Annotated in this window: 20 protein-coding genes; 10 read left to right on the top strand and 10 right to left on the bottom strand. The window is 68.0% G+C overall.

Annotation, left to right across the window (positions count from 1 at the left end):
* Positions 1-46: 46 nt before the first annotated feature.
* Positions 47-700 (top strand): hypothetical protein, encoded by a 654-nt coding sequence (locus tag ACXJJ3_RS27130; RefSeq protein ID WP_458164671.1) that lies wholly within the window; start codon positions 47-49, stop codon positions 698-700.
* 3 nt (positions 701-703) lie between these two features.
* On the top strand, positions 704-2,998 hold the full coding sequence (locus ACXJJ3_RS27125) for an N-6 DNA methylase (protein WP_458164670.1): 2,295 nt from the start codon (positions 704-706) through the stop codon (positions 2,996-2,998).
* Here ACXJJ3_RS27125 and ACXJJ3_RS27120 read toward each other — a convergent pair.
* The 6 genes from ACXJJ3_RS27120 to ACXJJ3_RS27095 are packed head-to-tail and all read right to left on the bottom strand — an operon-like array spanning position 2,961 to position 7,389.
* Complete coding sequence (locus tag ACXJJ3_RS27120; RefSeq protein ID WP_458164669.1) at positions 2,961-3,626, bottom strand: HAD family hydrolase; 666 nt, start codon at positions 3,624-3,626, stop codon at positions 2,961-2,963. The two genes, ACXJJ3_RS27125 and ACXJJ3_RS27120, sit on opposite strands and share 38 nt — an antisense overlap.
* Positions 3,623-4,003 carry a PIN domain-containing protein gene (locus tag ACXJJ3_RS27115; protein ID WP_458164668.1) on the bottom strand — a complete coding sequence of 127 codons (381 nt, stop codon included), beginning with the start codon at positions 4,001-4,003 and terminating at the stop codon, positions 3,623-3,625. Before ACXJJ3_RS27115 ends, ACXJJ3_RS27120 begins: the two co-directional genes overlap by 4 nt.
* The gene (locus ACXJJ3_RS27110; RefSeq protein WP_458164667.1) at positions 4,000-4,251 is read right to left on the bottom strand and encodes a type II toxin-antitoxin system Phd/YefM family antitoxin; all 252 of its coding nucleotides are present in this window, start codon (positions 4,249-4,251) and stop codon (positions 4,000-4,002) included. The genes ACXJJ3_RS27115 and ACXJJ3_RS27110 overlap by 4 nt, the downstream gene beginning before the upstream one ends.
* A gap of 22 nt (positions 4,252-4,273) precedes the next feature.
* Entirely contained in the window at positions 4,274-5,302 is a 1,029-nt protein-coding gene (locus tag ACXJJ3_RS27105; RefSeq protein ID WP_458164666.1) for an alpha-hydroxy-acid oxidizing protein, read from the bottom strand.
* Complete coding sequence (locus tag ACXJJ3_RS27100; protein WP_458164665.1) at positions 5,190-6,833, bottom strand: nitrilase-related carbon-nitrogen hydrolase; 1,644 nt, start codon at positions 6,831-6,833, stop codon at positions 5,190-5,192. The genes ACXJJ3_RS27105 and ACXJJ3_RS27100 overlap by 113 nt, the downstream gene beginning before the upstream one ends.
* On the bottom strand, positions 6,817-7,389 hold the full coding sequence (locus tag ACXJJ3_RS27095) for a TetR/AcrR family transcriptional regulator (RefSeq protein WP_458164664.1): 573 nt from the start codon (positions 7,387-7,389) through the stop codon (positions 6,817-6,819). Before ACXJJ3_RS27095 ends, ACXJJ3_RS27100 begins: the two co-directional genes overlap by 17 nt.
* A gap of 164 nt (positions 7,390-7,553) precedes the next feature.
* On the opposite strand from ACXJJ3_RS27095, the gene ACXJJ3_RS27090 reads away from it, so the two are divergent.
* Positions 7,554-8,552 (top strand): hypothetical protein, encoded by a 999-nt coding sequence (locus ACXJJ3_RS27090; protein WP_458164663.1) that lies wholly within the window; start codon positions 7,554-7,556, stop codon positions 8,550-8,552.
* Positions 8,530-9,759, top strand: coding sequence for an MFS transporter (locus ACXJJ3_RS27085; protein ID WP_458164662.1), 1,230 nt, complete (start codon positions 8,530-8,532; stop codon positions 9,757-9,759). Before ACXJJ3_RS27090 ends, ACXJJ3_RS27085 begins: the two co-directional genes overlap by 23 nt.
* Here the strand turns inward: ACXJJ3_RS27085 and ACXJJ3_RS27080 are convergent.
* Positions 9,756-11,807 (bottom strand): hypothetical protein, encoded by a 2,052-nt coding sequence (locus ACXJJ3_RS27080; RefSeq protein WP_458164661.1) that lies wholly within the window; start codon positions 11,805-11,807, stop codon positions 9,756-9,758. The two genes, ACXJJ3_RS27085 and ACXJJ3_RS27080, sit on opposite strands and share 4 nt — an antisense overlap.
* A 190-nt stretch (positions 11,808-11,997) precedes the next feature.
* On the opposite strand from ACXJJ3_RS27080, the gene ACXJJ3_RS27075 reads away from it, so the two are divergent.
* Positions 11,998-13,245, top strand: coding sequence for a DUF445 domain-containing protein (locus tag ACXJJ3_RS27075; RefSeq protein WP_458164660.1), 1,248 nt, complete (start codon positions 11,998-12,000; stop codon positions 13,243-13,245).
* Here the strand turns inward: ACXJJ3_RS27075 and ACXJJ3_RS27070 are convergent.
* The gene (locus tag ACXJJ3_RS27070) at positions 13,242-13,988 is read right to left on the bottom strand and encodes a D-Ala-D-Ala carboxypeptidase family metallohydrolase (protein WP_458164659.1); all 747 of its coding nucleotides are present in this window, start codon (positions 13,986-13,988) and stop codon (positions 13,242-13,244) included. The two genes, ACXJJ3_RS27075 and ACXJJ3_RS27070, sit on opposite strands and share 4 nt — an antisense overlap.
* 173 nt (positions 13,989-14,161) lie before the next feature.
* Between ACXJJ3_RS27070 and ACXJJ3_RS27065 the strand changes: the two genes are divergently transcribed.
* The 4 genes from ACXJJ3_RS27065 to ACXJJ3_RS27050 all read left to right on the top strand — a co-directional run bounded on the left by ACXJJ3_RS27065 (position 14,162) and on the right by ACXJJ3_RS27050 (position 18,990).
* Entirely contained in the window at positions 14,162-14,812 is a 651-nt protein-coding gene (locus ACXJJ3_RS27065; protein WP_458164658.1) for a hypothetical protein, read from the top strand.
* Position 14,813: 1 nt separating this feature from the next.
* Positions 14,814-16,691 carry an HAD family hydrolase gene (locus ACXJJ3_RS27060; protein WP_458164657.1) on the top strand — a complete coding sequence of 626 codons (1,878 nt, stop codon included), beginning with the start codon at positions 14,814-14,816 and terminating at the stop codon, positions 16,689-16,691.
* 398 nt (positions 16,692-17,089) lie between these two features.
* On the top strand, positions 17,090-17,614 hold the full coding sequence (locus ACXJJ3_RS27055; protein ID WP_458164656.1) for a SigE family RNA polymerase sigma factor: 525 nt from the start codon (positions 17,090-17,092) through the stop codon (positions 17,612-17,614).
* Positions 17,611-18,990, top strand: a complete 1,380-nt coding sequence (locus ACXJJ3_RS27050; RefSeq protein WP_458164655.1) for a hypothetical protein — start codon at positions 17,611-17,613, stop codon at positions 18,988-18,990. The genes ACXJJ3_RS27055 and ACXJJ3_RS27050 overlap by 4 nt, the downstream gene beginning before the upstream one ends.
* On the opposite strand, the gene ACXJJ3_RS27045 is transcribed toward ACXJJ3_RS27050, so the two are convergent.
* A complete protein-coding gene (locus tag ACXJJ3_RS27045) occupies positions 18,987-19,739 on the bottom strand; it encodes a sugar phosphate isomerase/epimerase family protein (protein ID WP_458164654.1) in 753 nt (250 codons plus the stop codon). The genes ACXJJ3_RS27050 and ACXJJ3_RS27045 overlap by 4 nt on opposite strands.
* Before the next feature lie 109 nt (positions 19,740-19,848).
* Here ACXJJ3_RS27045 and rarD point away from each other — a divergent pair, with 109 nt between their 5' ends.
* Positions 19,849-20,766 carry an EamA family transporter RarD gene (gene rarD / locus ACXJJ3_RS27040; RefSeq protein WP_458164653.1) on the top strand — a complete coding sequence of 306 codons (918 nt, stop codon included), beginning with the start codon at positions 19,849-19,851 and terminating at the stop codon, positions 20,764-20,766.
* Here rarD and ACXJJ3_RS27035 read toward each other — a convergent pair.
* On the bottom strand, positions 20,763-21,905 hold the full coding sequence (locus ACXJJ3_RS27035) for a hypothetical protein (protein WP_458164652.1): 1,143 nt from the start codon (positions 21,903-21,905) through the stop codon (positions 20,763-20,765). The genes rarD and ACXJJ3_RS27035 overlap by 4 nt on opposite strands.
* Positions 21,906-21,973 lie beyond the last annotated feature (68 nt).

The following is a 21,973-nucleotide window of genomic DNA, read 5'->3' as shown; positions in this document are numbered from 1 at the left end:
ACACAGTAGCACACAGTGCTGCCATGACTTGGATGGAGGCACACTGATGTCTGCTGAACCTGACTGGATCCGCGAGGTGCTGTCCTCCGCCAGATTCGATCCCTACCTGATCAAGACCAGTGGCGACCTGACCGCTGCGATCAACCTGTACTGGTGGAACGTCCAAGCCTCGGCGGCTTTCTACACGCCGCTGCACTGCCTCGAAATGGCGCTCCGCAACGCCATGCATCACCAGTTGACCACAGCTTTCGGGCGCCCGGACTGGTGGCATGTCGCGCCTCTGAACGGTAACGGTGTTCGGCTGATCAACGACGCCAACCGCAAATTGGCCAGACGTGCGGTCGCTTGCACCGCCGACGACGTGGTTACCGAACTGACGTTTGGGTTCTGGGCTTCGCTCATCAGCAACGAGTACGACCGACCCCTGTGGGTTCCCTGCCTGTACAAGGCATTTCCCGCTTATCGCGGAACTCGGCGCGACTTGCATCGCCAGGTCCGGACAACGCTCCTGTTCCGCAACCGCATCATGCACCACGAACCGATCCATCATCGCCACCTGGAAGCCGACCATCAGACCATCCTCCGACTGCTGGGCTCCATTTCGCCGACCATGGTTCAGCAATTGAAGCCGCACGACCAGGTCGAGGCGATCCTGGGCGGCAGGCCGGATCCTGCGACGCCCGGCATCATTCGGAGGTGACCCATGAACGAGGTCACCAGCTGGCTGTCACTGACAGACATAGCGCGTCACACCGGGGTGCGGGTGAGCGCTGTCAGCAACTGGCGCAAGCGGCATGGTGACTTCCCGGCGTCTTCCATCGTTTCTGGCCAGGAGATGTTCGCGGCACCGCAGGTAGCTCAGTGGCTACGGACACGACGTATCCCCCAGAACCGGCTCGAAGCCAGTGAGACCCCTGGAACGACCTACAGTGATCGGTTCTTGCGAAACATCGATGACGCCGGCATGCGTGAGACTGTGGATTCAGGCGGTGACGCACAGCCTGTCGAACAGAGCTGGAGCACGCAGCTGTGGCGAGCATTTGACGGCTTGCGCGGCGAATTCAACCGAGCCGCTGCGCTCGAAGTTCTGCTAGGCCTCGCATATGTGAAGACACAGCGGACCGAACTGTGGCAGGACCTGACCGATCCTGACCGATGGCGCGAAGCCTGGCGTACGTTGCCCCAGGAGCCATTGCCTCTTCGGACGGTCACGGGCGAGGTGAGGGTATTTCGAGATCTCCCCGCCGACCCAGATCCGTCCGCGTTTGAGACGATCCGCCTCATCGACGCGGTCGACTTCGACGACAGCAGCGGCACAGTATCCACCGGCGCTCGAGTTGCGGACGCGATCCTCGCTGATCTCGAGCGCGGTATGGGCCGCGGAAGTGCGCAGTTCACACCGCCGGACGTTGCCCGGTCTCTGGTCGCGCTGCTTGACCTCACTCCTGAGGATCGGATCTACGACCCGTTCTGCGGTTCCGGCGAGCTCTTGTCCGCGGCCGTGGCCTATCTTGACGCACACCGGCACCCGGTCGAGGACTTGGACGTCTGTGGTCAAGCGTCCCACGACTGGTCCCTGCGAACCAGCGCGATGAATCTTGCCCTGCACGGCATCGATGCGGATCTGCGGAAGGGCAACGCGCTCGAGATCGACCGCTTTCCGGCCCTGCAATTCAGTAAGGTTCTCGCAAACCCGCCGTTCAACATGCGCAACGACGTACCGGCCAGCGGCCGCTGGCGGTTCGGGCAACCTCCAGCCCACAACGCCAACTTCGCATGGCTTCAGCACGTCATCTCCAAATTGACTCCGGACGGCCACGGAGCAGTCGTCATGCCAGGCAGCGCGGCATCGACGCTGTCGCACAATGAGGGACATATCCGAGCCGCGATGGTCAGTGCAGGTGTCGTGGAGTGTGTCATCGCGCTACCCGCCAGGCTCTTCAAATTCACCGGGATCCCGACGATGGTCTGGGTTCTGCGCGGAATCGAACATTCTGCGGTCCGCCAGGACATCCTGTTCGTGGACGCGCGTCAACTGGGCGAACCGGTCGACCGGAGCCGGCGCCATCTCACCGCCGACGATACTGAGCGGATTGTCTCCGAGTACCAGCGCTGGAAAATCGCTGCAAATAGTGAGGACTTCAAGAGTACTGCAGGCTTCTCCCGCTCGGTGAGCTACCGGGAGATCGAGGCAAACGACTTCGTCCTCGCCCCCAGTCGCTACCTGACACCAGCGGACGGGACATTAGATGAAGATCGGGTCTCGGCACAACTGGTCGCATTGCGGTCCAAGCTCCCGGCGCTGCGTACGGTCGCGAGTCGTCTCGAAACCGCGAGCGATACAGAATTGTCGAAACTCGTTGCCGACCATCATTCCGGGCACGAGGGCGAAATCGTTCGGCTCGGTACCATCTGCGACATTGTATCCGGTCCGGGCTCGATCGCACGAAGCGATCCGCAGCCGTCGTGGACGCCTCTCGTGCTCCCGCGGAATATCCGACGTGGTGCCATCGGGTCAGAGGATGTCGACTCAGTGCCTCCGCAAATGGCCGCGCGGCTGGCGCGGTATCGATTGCGCGCCGGAGACATCGTCAGCGCTCGCGCCGGCACGCTCGGACGATTCGGACTCGTGCACGAGGATCAGACCGGATGGCTACTCGGTCCTGGCTGCGTGATGCTCAGGCCAATGACGCGATCAAGCTCCGAATACCTGACCTACTACCTGAGCAGTCCCGCCGCTCAACGGTGGTTGATGGACCAAACAAGCGGCTCGGTAATTCGGCATGTCAACACGAAGACACTCGGAGGACTGCCAGTATGGCTGCCGTCTCCGCGTCTGCAGGACAGAATCGTCAAGACCTTGAAGGCTTTCGACAATGCGGCTGAGGCATATCGCGAGTTGTCTGAGGCCTCCCGGGAAATCCATGACCTCGCTGTTTCCGTACTGATCTCCCCGGGGACTACTGCCCCTGCTGCGAGCGGACGACCAACTGAGTGAGAGTTCCGCCTGCCGGGCGGTCCAGGTGGCGCGCCGCCAACCCTGCTCGGCGTGCGGCGAGTACGTCGAGCTCCAGGTTGTCGCCCACCATCAGTGTCTCGCCCGGATCCACCCCGAGCTCTTCACAAACACGTTGGTAGGCCAGCGGATCGGGTTTGCTGACCCCGAGTGATTCGGATGCGCACACCACGTCGACGTACTCGGCGAGCCCGATCGTGGCCAGCTTCGCGTTCTGTTGTGCGGTGTTCCCGTTGGTCAGCACGCCAACCCGCCATCCGTTGCCCCGGGCAACCTCCAACGCGGGTCGCGCGTCCGGGAACGCGATCCAGTTCCCGCGGTACTCGCGCAGATACCCCTCGAACACCTCGTCCAGCTCAGCGTCCGTCTCCGGAACCGCGCGCCCGAGCACCGGCAGGAACTCCCGCAACCGCCCCCGCCGCTGCCCCTGATGCGTGAGCTCCTGCCGCAGGTAAGCGTCGTACAACCGGTCCTCGATCGCGAACCACTCCGCGACGATCTCGTCCTTCGGCGCGATCCCCAAGCCCGCAACCCACGCCCGAAGCGCGCGCTCAGCCGACCCACTGTGATCGAACAACGTATTGTCCAGATCGAAAACGACGGCCTTCACAAGCCGACGACCCCGACGAGGTCGTCGAGGTCCAGAAAGTCCTTCGGGTTGCGGGTGTAGACGACCGCATCGTGGGTGGCTGCGGTGGCCGCGATGACGAGGTCGACCGCCCGCGCTCTCGGTTGCCGTCCGATCGCCGCAACCGTCGCCGCGAAGGACCCGTAAGTACGAGCGACCGCATCGGTCACCGGCAGCGCCTCGAAGGCCCGCTCGATGCCGGCAAGGCGGCGCAGCCGCGATGCGCGGACCTCGGCCGACTTGGCGACGAGCACGCCGAAATGCAGCTCCGCCAGGCTGATGGCACTGATCGCCAGCTCGCCATCGATCGGCTCGTCCAGCCCCTCGATGAGGACGCTGGTATCGAGCAGCGCCCTCATCCTCTCCGCTCCCAGGGGTCGATCAGGTTCTGGTCCACCAGTTCGCGATCGGCCACCCAGTCGTCGTCGGTGCGGCGCCGGAGGACGTCGGCGACTTCGTCGTACCGGCGCCAGTGGTCGCGCTCCGGCGGCCCGAGCACGGCGGCCGCGCGACCCGAAACGGTGATCAGCAGGTGTTCACCGGATTCGGCTCGGCGCACCAGTTCACTTGCATGCTGCCGCAACTCTCGCAGTCCCAGCGCGTCCATGCCTACTAGGGTAGCACCTGTGCTACATGCTGACGCGTACTACCGAGTCGCGGTTGAGTTCGCGGTGGTTGGCGTAGCCGGAGAGGGCGAGGGTCAGGTCGAGTTCGGCGAGGAAGCAGCGGAGGACGTGCTCGACGCCTGCCTGGCCCGCGAGGGCGAGGCCGTAGAGGAGGGGGCGGCCGAGGAGGACGGCCTTGGCGCCCAGGGCCAGGGCCTTGGCGGCGTCGGCGCCGGTGCGGACGCCGGAGTCGAACAGGATCGTGAGCTGTTCGCCGACCGCGTCCGCGATCGCGGGCAGTGCGTCCAGGGCAGCGACGGCGCCGTCGACCTGGCGGCCGCCGTGGTTCGAGACCACGATGCCGTCGACGCCGTGTTCGGCCGCGAGCTTCGCGTCCTCGACGTGTGTGATGCCCTTCAGGACGATCGGCCCGTCCCAGTTGTCGCGCAGGAACGACAGGTCGTCCCACGCCAGCCCGACGTTCGGGAACAGCTGCGCCCAGAGCATCACGGCCGCGCCCGCGTCCTCGGCGATCGGCTTGGCCAGCTTCGCCTGGAACGCAGGGTCGCTGAAGTAGTTCGCCAGCCCCTCCCCCTTCAGGAACGGCAGGAACCCGCGGTCCAGGTCGGCCGGCCGCCAGCCGATCGTCCCGGTGTCGAGCGTGACCACGAGTACGCCGTACCCGGCCGCCTTCGCGCGCCGCAGGAAGCTCAGGCAGACGTCGCGGTCGGTCGGGTAGTACAGCTGGAACCACTTGTTCGCGGCCTCGATCTGCTCGATCGCGTGGCTGGCCTGGGTCGAGTGCGTGTACGTCAGGCCGAGCGTGTCCGCGGCCCGGGCGGTCGCGAGCTCGCCGTCCGGGTGCGCGAGGGTCTGGACGCCGATCGGCGCAACCAGCACCGGCGCGGGCATCGGCGTACCGAGGATCGTGCAGGACAGGTCACGGTCCGTGCTGCCGCGGAGCATCCGGGGCGCGAGCCGCCAGCGGTCGAACGCGGCCTGGTTCGCGCGGGCGGTCGCGCCGCTGCCCGCGCTCGGCACGATGTACCCCATCGCCTCGACCGGCAATTTCCCGGCCGCCTGCGACTCCAGCCGGGCCAGATCCGTGGTGATCTCCGGCGTCGTCCCCTGCAACATCCCCTGCAGGTAGATCTGCAACTGGTAGTCCCCGAAGTTGGCCATGCCGGATGCTCCCACGCCCACCACGCCGGAACAACAGCACCACTCCGGCCAGCGCGACCAGCCCACACAGCCACGCGAACCAGTCGCCCCACGCGGTGTAGAGGGTCCGGTCGATGCCCGGCCGGAGCTCGCCGATCAGCGTCGCGGGGGCGTCCGCCGGGGCGGTCGTCTCGGCGACGATGCGGCCGTTCGCGTCGGTGAGGGTGAGACGCCCTTGGCTGCCGGCGCGGGCGATCGGGACGCCGTTCTCGATCCCGCGCAGGATCGCCATCCGGCTGTGCAGCCATCCGTCGTCGACGAAGTCGAGCGCGGGGACGAGCAGCAGGCCGGTGCCGAGCTTGCCGTACTGGCGGGCGAGCGCCGGGAAGTCCATGTCCTTGCAGATCATCAGCCCCCAGCCGTCGTACGTCGCGAGGTGGTCGCCCGGCGTGTACGGCTCGAGCCCGGGGATCAGGTGGTGCTTGTCGTACGACGTCGGCGTACTGCCGTCCGGGTGGAAGAGCAGCGCGCGGTTGTGGTCGCCGTCGGTGAGCCCGACGACCAGCTCGATGTTGTTGCCGGTGGCAAGCTCTTGGAAGACGGGCGGGACGTCGCCGGCCTGGACGTCGACGATCTTCTCCGGGAGCAGCACGATCTTCGCGCCGGCCCTTGCCGCGTTGACGATCAGCGGACGGTACCGGTCGAGGATCGCCGGACCACCGGCCTCCGGCCAGCGCGCGTCGTCGGCGCCTTCGGCGGACAGTACGGCGATCTTCACCGGCGTCGCCGCGGTGTGGTCGAGCCGTACGACGCCGTACAGGCAGGTGCCCGCGGCAACGACGACCAGGAGTCCGAGGAGGATCCACCGCCTGGCGGCGAACACCGCGGCCGGGAGGACGAGCAGGAAACTCAGGCCCCACGGGCCGGTCAGCGAAACGATCTGGTTGACGGGGGCAATTTCCACCTGCGTGTACGCCAGACTCGTGAACGCCCCGTGCGGCGAGATCGACGTGATCGCCCAGTCGAGCGCGGCCCACAACGCCGGCGCCGCGACCGCGGCCACGATCGGATGCCCGCGCACCACCAACGCCCTGAAGAACAAGACAGTCCCCGCGAACACCAACGCCAGCCCGACCAAGAACCCCAACGCCACCGGCGGCAGCTCGAGGTCGTGCAGCAGGTACCCGACCAGGTTGCTGAGCCCGAGCAACCACCCGCCGAAGGCAACCACCCCGGCGACCCACGCCCGAAGCATCGGCGCCACGAAGAACACCGGCACCGCTGCCCACCAGACAAGTGCCGGCACCACATGCAGCCCCGACCCCAGGAACAACATCACCCCGGTGGCGACCGCAGCCGCTCCCCCGGCACCCCATACCCGCCAACCCGTCAACGGCCGCCGAGCTTCAGTTGCGAAGTTCATCGATCATCCTTTCGCCCAGGCGCAGGCAGAGCGCGCGGAAAGCGTCGTCGGGCATGCCGACGCGGTCACCGTGATGGAGCTGGATCAGGCCGTGCAGCAGCGCGGCGAACATCAGGCTCGTCTCCCAGACGTCCTGCTCGCGGAACAAGCGCTGCTCGACCCCGGCCTCGACCGCATCCGCGACCAGGTTGAACGTCGGCGACCGCCGCGCCCGGAAATCCTCCGGAAACTGCCGCGCCTGGTCGCGCCGTTCGGTGAACATGTAGTCGTACAGCCGCGGCTGCTCGAGCGCGAAGTCGACGTGGTCGATCAGCATCTCCCGCAGCCGCTCGTCCGCCGCCTCCGGCCGGTCCGCCGCCTCCCAGCGCCGGACCAGCTCCGCGAACGCCGCGTCCGCGACCGCGTTCAGCAACGTCTCCCGGTCCGGGAAGTACTGGTAGATCGCCATCGGCGTGATCCCGACCGCGGCCGCCACCTTCCGCATCGTCACCCCGGCCGCGCCATGCTCGGTCAGCAGGTACGTCGCCGCCGCGGTGATCCCTTCCTTCGTCCTCATGAAAACAATTAGAACGCATTCCCTATACGCCGTATAGGCAATTCGACCCTGACTGAACCCTGAGACCGTGACATCCGTCAGGGACCGGCCCCGACCGGACGTCAGCCCCCGATCGGGACGGATCGCATCCGCGCCGGCACGCTCCCGCCGGGACAGTGATGAGCATGACGAACACGAAGGTGGTGGCCGCTCCCCGACGTAGCGGCGTGCAGCGCGGACTGCCGGCTCTCGGCCTGTTCTTCCTGTCCCCGATGGTCGCCGAGTTCCTGCTCGGGAACATCCCGATCACCGGGCTGTTCGCCCTGTTCGCCCTGGCCCCGCTGTACGGCGGCGGTGCGGTCCTGATCCGCGAGATCGCCCGCCGGCGCGGCTGGGGGTACCCGAGCATCCTGATCCTCGCGCTCGCGTACGGCGTGATCGAGGAGGGCATCACCACGCAGTCGCTGTTCAACCCGGACTACGCCGGCCTCCGGCTGCTCGACCCCGGGCACATCTCGTTCCTCGGCATGGGCGCCCCGTGGACGGTGATGGTGCTCGGCCTGCACACGTTGTGGAGCATCACGGTCCCGATCGTCGTGATGGAGTCGCTGTCCCGCCGCCCGCGCGAGCCGTGGCTCGGCAAGCTCGGCTTCAGCGTGTACGCCGTCCTGTTCGTCGTCGGCGTCGTCGCGACCACCGCGTTCGGCTACGCGAAGGACTCGTTCCGCGCGTCCGCCGGTCAGAACGTCGGCGTCGCGGTCGCAGTCGTCGTACTGATCGCCGTCGCGGCGTGGGTCGGCCGCCGTACGCCCCGGCGTACCACTGGCACCGTGCCGTCGGCGTGGATCGTCGGCGTCGCCGGGCTGGTGATCAGCAGTGGGTGGATGCTCGTGAACGACGAGATCAAGAACGGCTGGCTCTGCGCGGCGGTGTCGCTCGCGGTCGACGTCCTCGCGATCGTGTTGTTCGTCACCTGGTCGCGGCGGTCGGGCTGGACCCGGTTGCACACACTGGCCGCGGCCGGTGGCGCGATGCTGACGTACGCGTGGCACGCGTTCCCGGAGAAGCCGGTGTTCGGGGCCTCGATGACCGTCGACCTGATCGGCAACGGGGTCTTCGCCCTGCTCGCGGTGGTGCTGCTGATCTCTGCGACAATCAGGTGTGACAAGTTCGTACGCTCCTGACAGCCGTACTGCGCGGCACGTCACCCTGGCGTTGTTCGCGCTGGCGACCGGTGGTTTCGCGATCGGGACCACCGAGTTCGTCACGATGGGGCTGCTCCCGCAGATCGCGGCCGGCGTCCGGATCTCGATCCCGACCGCCGGCCATGTCGTGTCGGCGTACGCGCTCGGGGTCGTGGTCGGCGCTCCGGTGATCGCGGCACTCGGCGCGCGTACCGGAAGAAAACGCTTGCTACTGGGGCTGATGGCGGTTTTCGTGGTCGGCAACGTGTTGTCGGCCGTTGCCTCGAGCTACGAGTTCCTGATGGCCGCGCGGTTCCTGTCCGGGCTGCCGCACGGCGCGTTCTTCGGGATCGGCGCGGTGGTCGGCTCGTCGATGGTGGCGCCCGAGCGGCGGGCGCGGGCGGTGTCGATGACGATGGTGGGGCTGCCGGTCGCGAACATCGTCGGCGTCCCGGTGACGACGCTGCTCGGGCAGCGGTACGGGTGGCAGGTGCCGTTCCTCGCGGTCGGCGTACTCGGCCTGCTGACACTGGTCGCGGTCTGGTTCTGGATCCCGCCGCAGCCGGTCGGGAGCGACGTCAACGTCCGCAGCGAACTCAGTGCGCTGGCCCGGCCGCAGGTGTGGATGGCGCTGCTGGTCGGGATGGTCGGCTTCGGCGGGATGTTCGCGACGTACTCCTACATCACCCCGACGATGACATCACTGGCCGGTTTCTCCGAGCGGGCGGTGACGATCGTGCTCGCCGTGTACGGCGTCGGCATGACCGTCGGCACGGTCCTCGGCGGCCGGCTGGCGGACCGCTCGCTGATGGGCAGCGTGTACGGCGGCCTGGTCGCGGTGGCCGTCGTGCTCGGGACGTTCGGCTGGCTCGCGCAGACCCGGCCCGGCGCGCTGGTCGCGGTGTTCGCGATGGGCTGCTCCGCGAGCATCCTGGTGCCCGCGCTGCAGACCCGCCTGATGGACGTCGCCCACGAAGGACAGTCGCTGGCCGCCTCGCTGAACCACTCCACGCTGAACATCGCGAACGCGCTCGGCGCCTGGCTCGGCGGCGTCGTACTCGCCGCCGGCTACGGGTACGAATGGCCCAGCCGCCTCGGCGCGGGCCTCGCCGCGGCCGGCCTCGTCCTGGCCGTCGTCTCGGGCCTGATGGAACGCCGAGGGGCGGGCGACGCGACGGCGATCACGCCACCCGAGGCAATCAGCTAGGCCGGCAGAAAGTCTGTACAGAGAGCGCCGAGACGACGGGCAATGTTGGCCGGCGAGTCGGCGAGCTTGAATTTGGAGCCGTCCTTCGCCACGCCTCTGACCAGGTCATGAGAGAGAAATGTCAAGCACTCGGCAACAGCCTCTGCCGAGGGCCGTGGGGTCAGCTCCTTACGCAGGACATAGGTCAAGTTCCCCTGATCGATACACCCGCCCATCAATGGATCCTCATCGAGCGCCTCGGCGTGCAGGAGCTCGACCACCCGGCGCAAGAGCAGTCCGTTGTGCTCAGTGTTTACATGACAGACTTCAAGCTCGACTGAGTTGTCCGATGGATCGAATATCAGGCGTAGATCGCTCAGCGTCAGCGGATGCGCCGCCTGTCGCCTTAGTAACGTGATCAGATCCTCGACCGTCAGCAGGGCGAATCCGTTCCCCAGCGCCCAGTCCCGAACCCGATCCGAAAAATCAGGGCCGACGACGGCACCACAGTCGGCTCGATGTTTGCGCTGGTGCTCCTTCAGCGCGTCGAACTTGATCGCTTTATCCGTGATCATTCCGCTGGCGGACGCCTTGGCATCGATAATGCATCGGTAGCCGTCATCGCCGGGAAGCTCCGCCTCGACAACGACATCCGTAGCTCCGCGACCACCCAGATGTTCAGTCCTGAACCCAAGAAGACGAAAAGCACCTGCAACCGCGATCTCGAACTCCGCACTCGCGTCGCTGCAGGTTGAGAACCTCCGCAGCTCGGCGGCAATTCGTCCGAGCCGGTCATCAGCCACGGCCTCGATGACTGCGCTGTCCTCCGCTGCATCAGCACTACTCTGACCTGGGACTTCCAGATCTGTCACCGTCGCGAAGAGTCGACCGAGGGTCGTGGCGCGGTAGCGAGTCCAGTCCAGTCGCTCCACCAAACCAGCATCATGCATGAGATCCAGCCGCGTGCGAACCTCACCGTTATCCAGCTGCGTCAGGCTAAATTTCTCACGCACCATCTTCGCAATATCAGACACGGGCGTTGGCGTCTCGATCAGCGGCAGGATTTCTCCTAGGAATCGATACCGTGTCTGCGCGAACCGGACGAAGTCGAGTTCGTTGCCTGGCATCAACAATTCGGCAGCGGACGGATCAATGCCATACTTATTGAACGCAATCAGGTCAATCACGCACATATGCCGCAATGCATGCAGCGTCTGCGTGGCCGATGCGCGATTGACCCCGAGCTTTTCCTCGCAACGCAGCTGAAATTCACCAATGGTCACCCCATCGCCGATGAGCTGCACCAGCACACGAAGCGAGGAGAATATCGAGCGGGATTCTTCGCTCGCTTCACTGCTGCGGGCCTTACGGCCGCGTGCGATGTATCCGATCAGTGATTTACGCTCACCCAGCTCGGTCTGCGGCGACGAGCCGAGAATTGCTGCGAGCGCTTCGGATGGCGGCGGAAGTACAACGTCCCTCTGGTCAGCGCTCGGTTCATGGAGTTCTGCTGGTTCGATCAGCGCCACAGTCGCCAGGAACGCGCGGCCAGCTTCTGTTACCACATACTTGCTCCCGGCCCATCGCTCCAGAAGCCCCAGGTCCTCGAACCATCCGAGCCGACGGTAAAGCTGATCGGTGCTCGTCCAGTGGAGACCATACGCCCCGGCCAATCCCAGCAACTCGCTCGTGCTGTGCACGCCATCTAGGTGCGACAGCAAGTCACCGAAGAACTTCACGTTCCCGTGAAGGTGCTGCGCGAGCTTCTGGTCGTTCTGCTCAAGCAGCCATTCTGCCGCAACGGGAGCGACACGCCAGCCGCCTTTTGCGTCGCGCTCGGTCATTCGGCATGCCGCGAAGTGTCGACCGAGAACCTCATCGGCCGGTCTCTGCACAACCTGTCCTGATGCCATGGTGAACTTGAGCATCTCGTTCGCTGCCACCGGTAGCTGGCGGAGAATGCCGGTCAAGGTCTCCCGGCGAGCGTCCTTGCGGCCTGGCACAGCTCCGATCGTGTTGGATCGGTTGGCCCACGAGCGCGGCTCGTTGGTCGTTGTCGTCATCGTCATCGTCAATCCTCTTTCATGCTCGCGGCGATGCCGCGAGGGCTTCCATATGTCGAGTGGTGACCGTATAGAGCCCCACCGACAAGCTCCCGGTGCGGATCTCGGCCCTATTCCGCTGCCGCCAGCGGGCCAAGGGGCGAATCAGGTACTTGCCTGAGGGTTTCCTGACCGTGGACTTGGTTAGATCGGGGGTATGGCGACCTTGACGTTGGGCGCCGCCGACCTGGTCCGGCGGCGTGGGCTGCGGCGGATGCGCTCGGTGGCGCTGGCACTGCTCGTGCTGGCCGCGGCGATCTACGTGGCGACACTGCACCGGACCGGCGGCTGGGCGTACCTGAACGCGGCGTCCGAGGCGGCGATGGTGGGTGCGCTGGCGGACTGGTTCGCGGTCACCGCGCTGTTCCGGCATCCGCTCGGGCTGCCGATCCCGCACACGGCGATCGTGCCGACCCGCAAGGACAGCCTGGCGGAGAGCCTCGAGCAGTTCGTGACCGAGAACTTCCTGTCCGAGGAGGTCGTCGCGGAGAAGATGCAGTCGGCCGACATCAGCCGCCGGGTCGGCGAATGGCTTGCCGACGGCAACCATGCGGAGCGGATCGTTGCCGAGGGCGCGCGGACCGTCGGCGCGGCGCTGCCGAAACTCGGCGACGACGACGTGGCGGCGTTCGTCCGCGGGTCGTTGCTGCCGCGGTTCGTGAAGGAGCCGTTGAGCCCGATCGCCGGGCACTTCGTGCAGTCGGTGGTGGAGGACGGGGCGCATCACGCGCTGTTCGACCTGCTGATGGTGGAGGCGTACGACTGGCTGGCCGACAACCGCGACCTGCTCGCGGACGTCGTCGGGCCGCGGGCGCCGCGCTGGTCGCCGCAGTGGGTGGACCGGTTGGTGGTCGACCGGATCCACCGCGAGGCGCTGGCGTGGCTGGCCGACGTACGCGACAACCAGACGCACCCCGCGCGGCGGGCCGTCGACCGGCTGCTCGGGCAGCTCGCCGACGACCTGCAGCACGACCCGGAGACGATGGAACGCTTCGAGGCGTGGAAGGCGCGGATGCTCACGCACCCCGACATGGGCACCAGCCTGACCGCTGTCTGGGACGCGATGCGGACCGCGCTGATCGACTCGATCAACGACCCGAACAGCACGCTCCGCATCCGCGGCATCAAGGTCCTGCACGACCTCGGCGACCGCCTCCAGAACGACGAACTCCTCCGTACCAAGGTCGACACCCGCGCCGCCGAGGCCGTCGGGTACGTCGTCCGTACCTACGGCACCGAGATCGTCTCAGTCATCTCCGACACCATCGAACGCTGGGACGGCCGCGAAGCCGCCGCCCGCATCGAACTCCACGTAGGCCGCGACCTCCAGTTCATCCGCATCAACGGCACCGTCGTAGGAGCTCTAGTCGGCCTGGTCATCTACACCATCAGCCAACTGATCTAGATCCCGCAGTTGGGCGCGGACCAGGTGTTCGTCGTGCGGATGTCTACGTGTGTGTGGTCGTTGTGGTCGGGGTAGCCCGGGCCGAAGATGCCGCCGAAGCCGTGGTTGCGGGCTTCCTTTGCCATGGTGCAGAAGGAGTGGACTCCGGTGAGGTCCGCGGCGCGGCCGGTCAGGTGTTCGCTGTTGCTCGCGCCGCCGACCGCGCGGTTGCAGGGGATGCTGCGGAAGCCGCTGGAGATGTTGAGCGGCTGGTCCCCCAGCGCGTGCCGCAGCGCCTCGAGTTGCCACATCGTGCGCAGCGCGTTCGCCTTCGTCGCCGCCTCGGACAGCGTTCCACCGTCGAATCCGGAACCGCCGCACCCGTCGTCGAGTTCGGCGTACGTGAAGTGGATCGGCGTGCAGTCGTCGTCCTGCAGCGCGTAGATCTTGCCGTACGTCGCCGGCCCGGCGATCCCGTCCGACGTCAGCCCGTACGCCGACTGGAACCGCTGCACCGCGGCCTTCGTCGCCGGGCCGAACGAGCCGTCGATCGCGAGATGAGCGCCGTACCCGGGCCAGCCGGCGACGCGGATCTGGAGTTGCCGCACGTCTTCGCCGGATGCGCCCTGGCTGAGCGTTCGGCCCCACGTGTAGCAGCCGTCGGCGTGCGCGACCGTGGTGGCCACGACCTGTGAGGTGGTGAGCGTCGCCGCGAACAGCAGCAGTACCGCGAGCAGTCGCGGCAAGGGTCGGGTGATGGACATCGGAACAACCTCCGGGGCGGTGAAGGGAACCTGTCCCGCCACAGCATTCCGGGAGTTTCCGTCCGTTGGCCAGTGGTTGCCGAAACTTTCCGTCACCGGCTGTTCACCTTGGCGAACCCCCGGCCCTGGATGATGTTGGCACTGTCCACCGACGACCGGCTGTGGGGTTGACGATGAAGGGCTTCACGCGCCCGAACCTGCTGGACGCGTTCGCGCGGATCTGCGCCCTGGCCGACGGCCAGCACGGTCTGTTCGCGATCGCCCAGCTGCGCGGCGAGGTGACCGACCAGGTCCTCGCCCAGCTGCGGGACGCCGAGATCCTGGAGCCCGTCGTCGACGGCGTACTCCGGGTCCGCGCCGGCGCGACGCATCCGCACCAGACCCTCTACGCGACCTGGCTGCTCGCCGAGGCCGCGCCCGCCTGGGAGCGTTCGCTGACCACGCTCGTCGTGTCGCACCAGACGGCGGCCCGGCTGTACGGCGCCGGCACCGCGAGCGGCGACCTCATCGAGTTCTCCGGAAAATCCAGGAACACGCTTTCGGAAAACGTGAAAGTGCATCCGCGGTCGGTGCCGGAGGAGCAGTGCACCGTCGTCGAAGGCCTCCCGGTCACCGGCCCGGCCCGGACCCTCGCGGACCTCTCCGACGGGCAGGGTTTCGACCTGTCCGACCTCGGACGGCTGGCCCGGTCGTTCATCGGCCAGGGCTGGACGACGGCCGACCAGCTCGGCGCGGACCTGACCGAACAGTTCGCCGACCGCGATCCGTCGTACGACGGCCCGGCCTGGCTCGAGTCCGCGCTCGCCGCGGCGGCGAGGGGCTGACATGTACACCGGGCACCTCGACCTGCAGCGGTTCCGCGGTTCGTACCCCACCTGGTCCCGCCTGATGGCGCGGCTCGGGGAGGTCGGTACGCCGAGGTTCAGCGCCGACCGCGGGATGCGCCAGCTCGCCGGCGCCGACTTCCTCAGCCAGCTCGACCAGGGGGCCGACGCGTACGAGAAGACCGGCTCCGACGCACTCCCCGGGTACGCCGAGGCCTGGTCCGGTACGACGGGATCCGGCCTCGACCCGGTGTACGAGATGGCGCGAACGGCCAACGACCTCGACATCTACAACGGCGCGCTCGGCGACCTGACCGACGAGCAGTACCTGGACCGGATCCGCGCGGACATCCTCGCGGCCGCCCCGCAACGGCAGAATCCGGTCGACGGCGCGCCCGGGCTCGGCGGGCTGGTCCGGTACACGACCCGGAGCATCGAGATCGCCGGGAACGGGCATGCCGTCTTCACGATCGACGTACAGCCGGTCGACGACCGCCGCGGGCCGCTCGGCGTGCGCGCGGACGGGGACCTGTTCTCGATCGAGGTCGACGTCAAGATGCCGACGATGATCCAGCGCTCCGGCGAGTCCGAACGTGCCCGGCGGTCGATCGTCGGCCCGCAGCTCGACGGCCTGCGGCCGATCACGCCGCTGATGCGGCCGGTGGCGGACCTGGCCGCGGACAAGATGGCGGCGCTCGCGCTGCAGCCGGGGATCGGCGACGGCATCGCCGCGCCGCGGTCCAAGGACATCGCGGACCTGTACTACATCGCCCGGACCTGCCCGGTGGACGGCGACACGCTCCGCAAGGCGCTCGCGGAGAACTGGCACTGGAAGGAAGCCGGTGTCAGCGGTCCGCCGCAGCCGTACCGCTTCTACGGGCAGCAGCCGGCGCCCGCGCACGAGACCGAAATCCTGTGGGACCACGGTTTCCAGCAGTTGCGAAACCGGATTCCGCAGTTGCGGGAGTACCCAGAGTTCCAGGAGATGGTCGGCACCATCGGTACGTTCCTGGACGGCGCCGCGGATCCGTCCAGCGGGAAGTGGGACCCGGTCCGCGGGCAGTGGCAGCAGAACGTCCGCAGCGAGGTCGCATCGACGATGGACCACGCGCTCGCGCCGGTGCGTACGCCGGAACTCGCGGAGCGCCCGCAGCGGCCGATGGTGCCGATGCAGAAGCACCTGATCGTGTTCGACGTGGACCAGACGATCAGCAAGTACGACACGCTGCACACGCTCGCGGACCGGGCCGGCCGGCTGGCGGAGGTCGAGGCGGTCAAGCATCCCGACTACGAGACCTCGATCCGCGCGAAGGTCGCGCAGCTGCGCGGGGTCGACGCGGCGCTGGTCCGGGAGGTCGCGGACACGATCGTGCTGAACGAGGGCGTCGAGGAGCTGATCCGGGACCTGCAGGCGGCCGGCCACGAGGTCGCGATCGCCAGCGGCGGCTTCGACGCGATCGTCGGCCCGCTCGCCGAACGGCTCGGCGTCGAGCGGTTCGCGGCCGGGCATCTCGTGATCGAGGACGGCGTACTGACCGGCGAGGTCCGCGACCTGGTCGATGCCGACGGCAAGGTCGAGTTCACCGACCGGCTCGGCGCCGAACTCAACATCCCCCGCGAACGCCGCCTCGGCGTCGGCGACGGCCCCAACGACGTCCCGCTGCTCACCAACGTCGGCACCGGCGTCGCCTACGAGCCCGGCGCCGCGGCCGCCGGCGTCGCCCACACGGTCGTCCGCGGCGACATGAACCAGATCAAACGCATCCTCCACCTCCCGGCGCCCGACCGGCCCACCACCCCGGCGGTCCGCCCCACCCCAACCCGCTTCCCCGCCGCCCCGAACCCGGCCCGCCGCCCAGAATCCGCCCGCACCACCTGACCCAAGCCAACCCCAGATCGCGCCACCCCGCCTACGCCAAGCCCCAGCACCACCCGCCCCAAGCCCCACCGCTGGCCGGTCTGCACCACCTCCCCCGGCCGGCGGCGCCGCCGCAGCACCCGACCCCAGCCACTCCAACCCCGGCCGCAGCCGACGCCACCTGACCCAACCCGCCTCCGACAGCGGTCACACCATCTGCCCCTGGCCTGCTCCCGCCCTCGGCTGACCGCACCAGCTGACTCAGCCCTACCGCTGCTGGCATCCCGCACCACCTGATCCATGCCCGCACCAACTGGCTCAGCGTTCCGGCTTTGCCTCAACCAGCTGTTGGTTGGATGGGTGGGGCAACCATTTGGTGTGGTTGGGCGGTCCTGCTGGATGTGAGTACCGATACGGGGGTGGCTGCGGTGGCCGTCGAGGAGCGGGGAGTTGGGTTCGACTCGTTCGTGGCGGGTCGGTCGCAGGCGCTGGTGCGGACCGCGTACCTGCTGACCCGCGACCACGCGCTCGCCGAGGACCTTGTGCAGACCGCGCTGGCGAAGGCCTGGTTCCACTGGGCGAAGATCCGCGAGGACAACCCGGAGCCGTACGTCCGGCGGATCCTGGTCACCACCTACTCCTCCTGGTGGCGCCGGCGCTGGAACGGTGAGATCCCGACCGCGGACCTCCCGGACGCCCCGGCGCCACCCGGCGAGGACGGCCTGGACCTCTGGGACGCCATCGGCCGGCTCCCGCGGCGGCAACGCGCGGTCGTCGTACTGCGCTTCTACGAAGACCTGACCGAGGCCGAGACCGCGCGGCTGATGGGCTGCAGCGTCGGCACCGTCAAGAGCCAGACCGCGAAAGCGCTGGCGAAACTCCGCCTCGACCCGGCGCTCGGCCACCGTCTGGGTACGCCGGCAGACCTGGAGACCCCGCGATGAACCTCCAAGACCTCCGCGACGAGCTGCACGCCCGCGCCGCCGACTCCGACCGCCGCCAGTCCGACCTGCTGCCCGGCGTCCACCGGAAGATCCGCCGTACCAAGCAGGGCCGGATCGTTGCCACCGCCGGTGCGGCCGCCGCCGCGATCGCGCTCGCGGTCACCGTCGTCCCCGGCGTCCTGGCGACCTCGCGGCCCGACCCCGCGCGGACGCCGTCGTACACGCAGAACGGCTTCACGTTGCCGGGTGTCAGCGACGGGCAGCCGCTGCTGAAGGGCTGGACCGGCACGACCGGCGAGAGCCACGTCGAGTTCAGCTGGACGCCGACGTCGAAGGCCGTCAAGTTCGTTGCCTACTGCAAGCAAGACGCGGAGGGGCGGGTGTGGGTCCGGGTGAACGGTTTCACCGTCAACACCAACTACTGCAGGGATCTCGGGCATCCGATCGTCAACAGCCTGGCCGCGGACACGATGCTGTGGGCGGACGCGCCGATCGGCAAGCCGGCCAAGGTCACGCTGGATCTGTACGGTTCGGACGGCAAGCCGTTGCAGGACGCGCGGCAACAGCTCGGCGTCGGCATCTACACTGACCCGTCGGGCGGTACGGGCGGCAAGGCGTCCGGACCGGCGAAGCCGGACGATTTCGCCCGCGACGGGCTGTGGTTCCGCCACCAGGTCGGTCCGCAGACCCGGCTCGGCGCGGTGATCGGCAACCGCGGCCAGGACACGGTCGCGACCAGCTTCGTCCCGAAGAGCCGTTCGGTGGTCGTGCAGGTGATCGGCACGCAGGAGGACTACGCGGTCCCCGGCCGCGCCACGGAGTACCGGGTGCAGGTGCGGCTCGGTGACGGGACCGTCGTGAACTGCTACCCGGGCTCCGGCGACCAGTCCCAGCAGGACAGCGCCGTGCACCTGCAGCTCACCGCTCCGCCCGGTCGCCCGGTCGCGGTGACCGCGCGGCTGGTGGACAAGGACGGCCGTACGGTCCCGATGTCACCGCGGGCACGGGTCGGGGTCGCGGTGTACGATGCCGGCCCGCAGATCACCCAGAACGGTGTCGACTTCGACAAGGTCATGGAGTCCGACGGTGTCACGTACCGGTTCGTCCGCTCGGTGGTGGTGCCGGCGACCGCGGGGCGGGTCCAGCTGACCACCCCGGTCGGTACGCCGTTCCTGTGGACGTTCGGCAGCGTCGGCGTCGGCCCCACGGTGTGGACCCGCTGGGACGGCCTCGCCGCGCACCAGGACGGCCCGCGGTCCGGCGCCTTCCGCTGGACGACCGAGGAGGCCCAGACCGAGCCGAAAACCGTCGCCTTCTACATCAACGCCGGCAAACCCACCGGCGGCAAGCTGGTCATCGGCCTGTACCAGCCCTAGACCCAGCTGTGCAGGTCGGCGGCGTCGCGGGTGAACTGTTCGGTCGAGTCGTCGGCGACGAACTCCAGGAGGGCGTTGATCTCTCGCGGCTCGGCCGTCAGCCGGTCCAGGACCGGGCGCCACAGGGACTCGCGGGCCGCGAGGGGCAGGCGGTTGTTGGACGGCCACCAGGAGAACACGTGCACCGTGCTCAGCCACGGCATCAGCGACTCCAGTTGCTGCAGGCACTCCGCGTCGTCCAGGTCGACCGGGGGTTGCCAGTACGTCGTGAGATTCGGTGCGCCGACGTCGAGCAGCAGCGTGATCGTCGAGTCGACCTCGTCGGTCAGCGTGTTGCGGTGGAACTCCATCGCGATCTCGATCCCGGCGCCGGCCGCCATGTCTGCGAGTTCGCCGAGGCCGCGGGTCACCGCCATCCGGTCGCCGACGCCGGCCTCCGCCGTACCGACGTTGCCGGCCCAGACCCGGATCCGGGGTGCGCCGAGCGCCTCGGCGGTGGCCACCGCGGACCGCATCTCCTCGCGGTCCACGCTGCCCGCCCGCAGGTAGGAGCCGTACGCCGCGACCTGCAGCCCGTGCACCTCGGTGAGGTTGCGGACCCGCTTCGCGTTCACCAGATTGCCGAGCGGGACATGGATGTCGCCGCCCCATTCGATCGCCGAGAGCCCGGACTCCGCCGCGAGCTCGACCACCTGGTCGACAGCCAACTGGCGGAACGTCACCGAGACCAGGCCGGTCCTCACACCCACGCGCGCCTCCTCGTCTGCACCCCTCTATCCAACCGCATCGGGCCAGCGTGTCTCACGTCATGAGCAAAGCAGTTGGATGCAACTGTCGCGCGGGCTTACCCTGAACGCCGTGCCCGAACAGCGAAAAGGCTTCACCTACGGATTCACCGCGTACCTGATCTGGGGCCTGTTCCCGCTGTACTGGAAGCTCCTCGACCACTCCGGCGCGATCGAACTGCTCGCCCACCGCATCCTCTGGTCGGTGGTCACGATCGTGATCCTGGTCGCCGTACTGCGGAAGTTCGCGCAGGTGAAGGCGCTCCTCGCCGAACCGCGCCGGCGCTGGCCCCTGATCGCGGCGGCGTTCCTGATCTCGGCGAACTGGGGCACGTACATCTGGGGCGTCGGCCACGGCCACGTCGTCGAGACCTCGCTCGGGTACTTCATCACCCCGCTGTTCACCGTCCTGCTCGGCGTCTTCGTGCTGAAGGAACGGCTCCGCCCGCTGCAGTGGACCGCGCTCGGGATCGCGTTCGTCGCGGTCGTCGGGCTGGCGATCGAGAACGGCCGCCCGCCGTGGGTGGCGATCATCCTGACCTTCTCGTTCGGGTTCTACGGCCTGGCGAAGAAGCAGGCCGGCGCCGGCGCGATCGAGGGCATGGCGATCGAATCCGGCACCGTCGCACCACTCGCGGCGATCGCGATCCTGGTCCTCGGCCTGCAGGGCGACAGTACGGTCACGCACCACGGCACGGCGTACCTCGTCCTGGTGCTGCTGACCGGCCCGATCACCGCCGTACCGCTGCTGCTCTTCGGCGCCGCGGCGACCCGCGTCTCGATGACCACGCTCGGCCTGCTGAACTACATCGCGCCGATCATGCAGTTCATCTGCGGCCTGGTGATCTTCCACGAGAAGATGACCACGATGCGCTGGGCCGGCTTCGGTCTGGTCTGGGTCGCGCTCGCGCTGTTCACCTTCGACAGCATGCACACCCGCCGCCGCACCCTCGCCCTCGAACGCGCCGCCCTCACCGCGTCCGCGGTCTAGAGTGTGAGCTTGATCCGGGTCGGCCCGGGCGGCGTGCTCATCGTCAACGACAGGCTCTTCGAGCCCTTCACGACCGACACCTTGTGCCCGAAGGTGACCGCCAGCGTCGCAGTACGCAGCGAGGCCGGCACCTGGAATCCGAAGCTTCCGAGCCCCTTCTTTCCGTCCGGGTCGATGTCGCTCAACCCCACCGACGTCATGAACGCGTCGCCGGCCGTCGGATAGACCCTGTCGCCGTTCGGCAGGACGAGCGCGATGTCGTGCCGCGCCATCGTCACGCGGCAGTCCGGGGCGTTGGTGGAGCAGACCGACATCGCCCGGAGCGACAGGTACACCCAGGCCTTCCCCTTGGCCGCCCAGGTACCCGTCGGGGAGAACGGGCTCATCGTCGCGTCGACGTTGGTCAGCGACGTACGCACACCGAGCAGCGGCGCCTTGCCGTCCCAGTACTCGGGGTACTTCCCGTAGGACAGGTCCTTGTTCGGGTAGTACGGCGTCGACGCGTCGGCGATCCGCTGCCCGGTGCGCAGGTCGACCGACTGGGTCACGCCGGCCTGAGTCAGGTGCAGGAACGCGCGATGCCCCTTCGGCACACTCACGACGAGTGCCTCGCCGTCTTCGAGAGGCGTCTTGACCGGTCGCGCGTGACCGTCGACGACGACCGACTCGACCGGTTCCTGTTCGTGGACTGGGGCGCCACCGGCGGCCGTGCCGCCGTTCACCGTGGGCACGGTGAACGAGGTCGAGCCGCTGAACACGGTGACGACGAGCTCCTGGCCGTCGGCGGCCTTGACGGCTTGCGGCAGCCCGTCCGCCCGGGCCTGCTCCGCCGAGATCGCACTGACGACGCCGACGGCCCCGACCTCGTGCCGGAAGAACGGCCCCATGACGACGTTCTGCCGGCCCGAGACGTTGGTGGTCGCCAGGTCGGACGCCTCGCTCTTCAGTACGGCGACGTACCCGGCGGGAGCGACGAGCGGGCCGGTCGGGGTGGGGCTCGGGGACGGGGAGTCCGCGGACGAGGACGGGGACGAGGCCGGGGTGGCGGTGCCGCTGGTGGCGCACCCGGCCAGGACGGCCGCGAGCACTCCACCGAGGAGCGAGAGTCTGCAGGTCAACCGCATTCTGTTCCGATGCACCTGACCCATTCTTGGCGCCGACAGGGCCGCAACCAGGCCTGATACGACAGACCGTGCCCCTTCGGGCA

The organism is Kribbella sp. WER1 (genome assembly GCF_054189145.1).
The sequence above is the reverse complement of the archived record's forward strand: the minus strand, read 5'-3'. Positions and strand labels throughout refer to the sequence as shown.

Coding starts and splice junctions, on each gene's coding strand:
- ACXJJ3_RS27070 (WP_458164659.1), bottom strand. CDS start 13,988: ATGTCCATCACCCGACCCTTGCCGCGACTGCTCGCGGTACTGCTGCTG.
- ACXJJ3_RS27065 (WP_458164658.1), top strand. CDS start 14,162: ATGAAGGGCTTCACGCGCCCGAACCTGCTGGACGCGTTCGCGCGGATC.
- ACXJJ3_RS27100 (WP_458164665.1), bottom strand. CDS start 6,833: ATGAACTTCGCAACTGAAGCTCGGCGGCCGTTGACGGGTTGGCGGGTA.
- ACXJJ3_RS27075 (WP_458164660.1), top strand. CDS start 11,998: ATGGCGACCTTGACGTTGGGCGCCGCCGACCTGGTCCGGCGGCGTGGG.
- ACXJJ3_RS27050 (WP_458164655.1), top strand. CDS start 17,611: ATGAACCTCCAAGACCTCCGCGACGAGCTGCACGCCCGCGCCGCCGAC.
- ACXJJ3_RS27060 (WP_458164657.1), top strand. CDS start 14,814: ATGTACACCGGGCACCTCGACCTGCAGCGGTTCCGCGGTTCGTACCCC.
- ACXJJ3_RS27125 (WP_458164670.1), top strand. CDS start 704: ATGAACGAGGTCACCAGCTGGCTGTCACTGACAGACATAGCGCGTCAC.
- ACXJJ3_RS27115 (WP_458164668.1), bottom strand. CDS start 4,003: ATGAGGGCGCTGCTCGATACCAGCGTCCTCATCGAGGGGCTGGACGAG.
- ACXJJ3_RS27090 (WP_458164663.1), top strand. CDS start 7,554: ATGACGAACACGAAGGTGGTGGCCGCTCCCCGACGTAGCGGCGTGCAG.
- ACXJJ3_RS27130 (WP_458164671.1), top strand. CDS start 47: ATGTCTGCTGAACCTGACTGGATCCGCGAGGTGCTGTCCTCCGCCAGA.
- ACXJJ3_RS27105 (WP_458164666.1), bottom strand. CDS start 5,302: ATGGGGTACATCGTGCCGAGCGCGGGCAGCGGCGCGACCGCCCGCGCG.
- ACXJJ3_RS27110 (WP_458164667.1), bottom strand. CDS start 4,251: ATGGACGCGCTGGGACTGCGAGAGTTGCGGCAGCATGCAAGTGAACTG.
- ACXJJ3_RS27080 (WP_458164661.1), bottom strand. CDS start 11,807: ATGACGATGACGACAACGACCAACGAGCCGCGCTCGTGGGCCAACCGA.
- ACXJJ3_RS27095 (WP_458164664.1), bottom strand. CDS start 7,389: ATGAGGACGAAGGAAGGGATCACCGCGGCGGCGACGTACCTGCTGACC.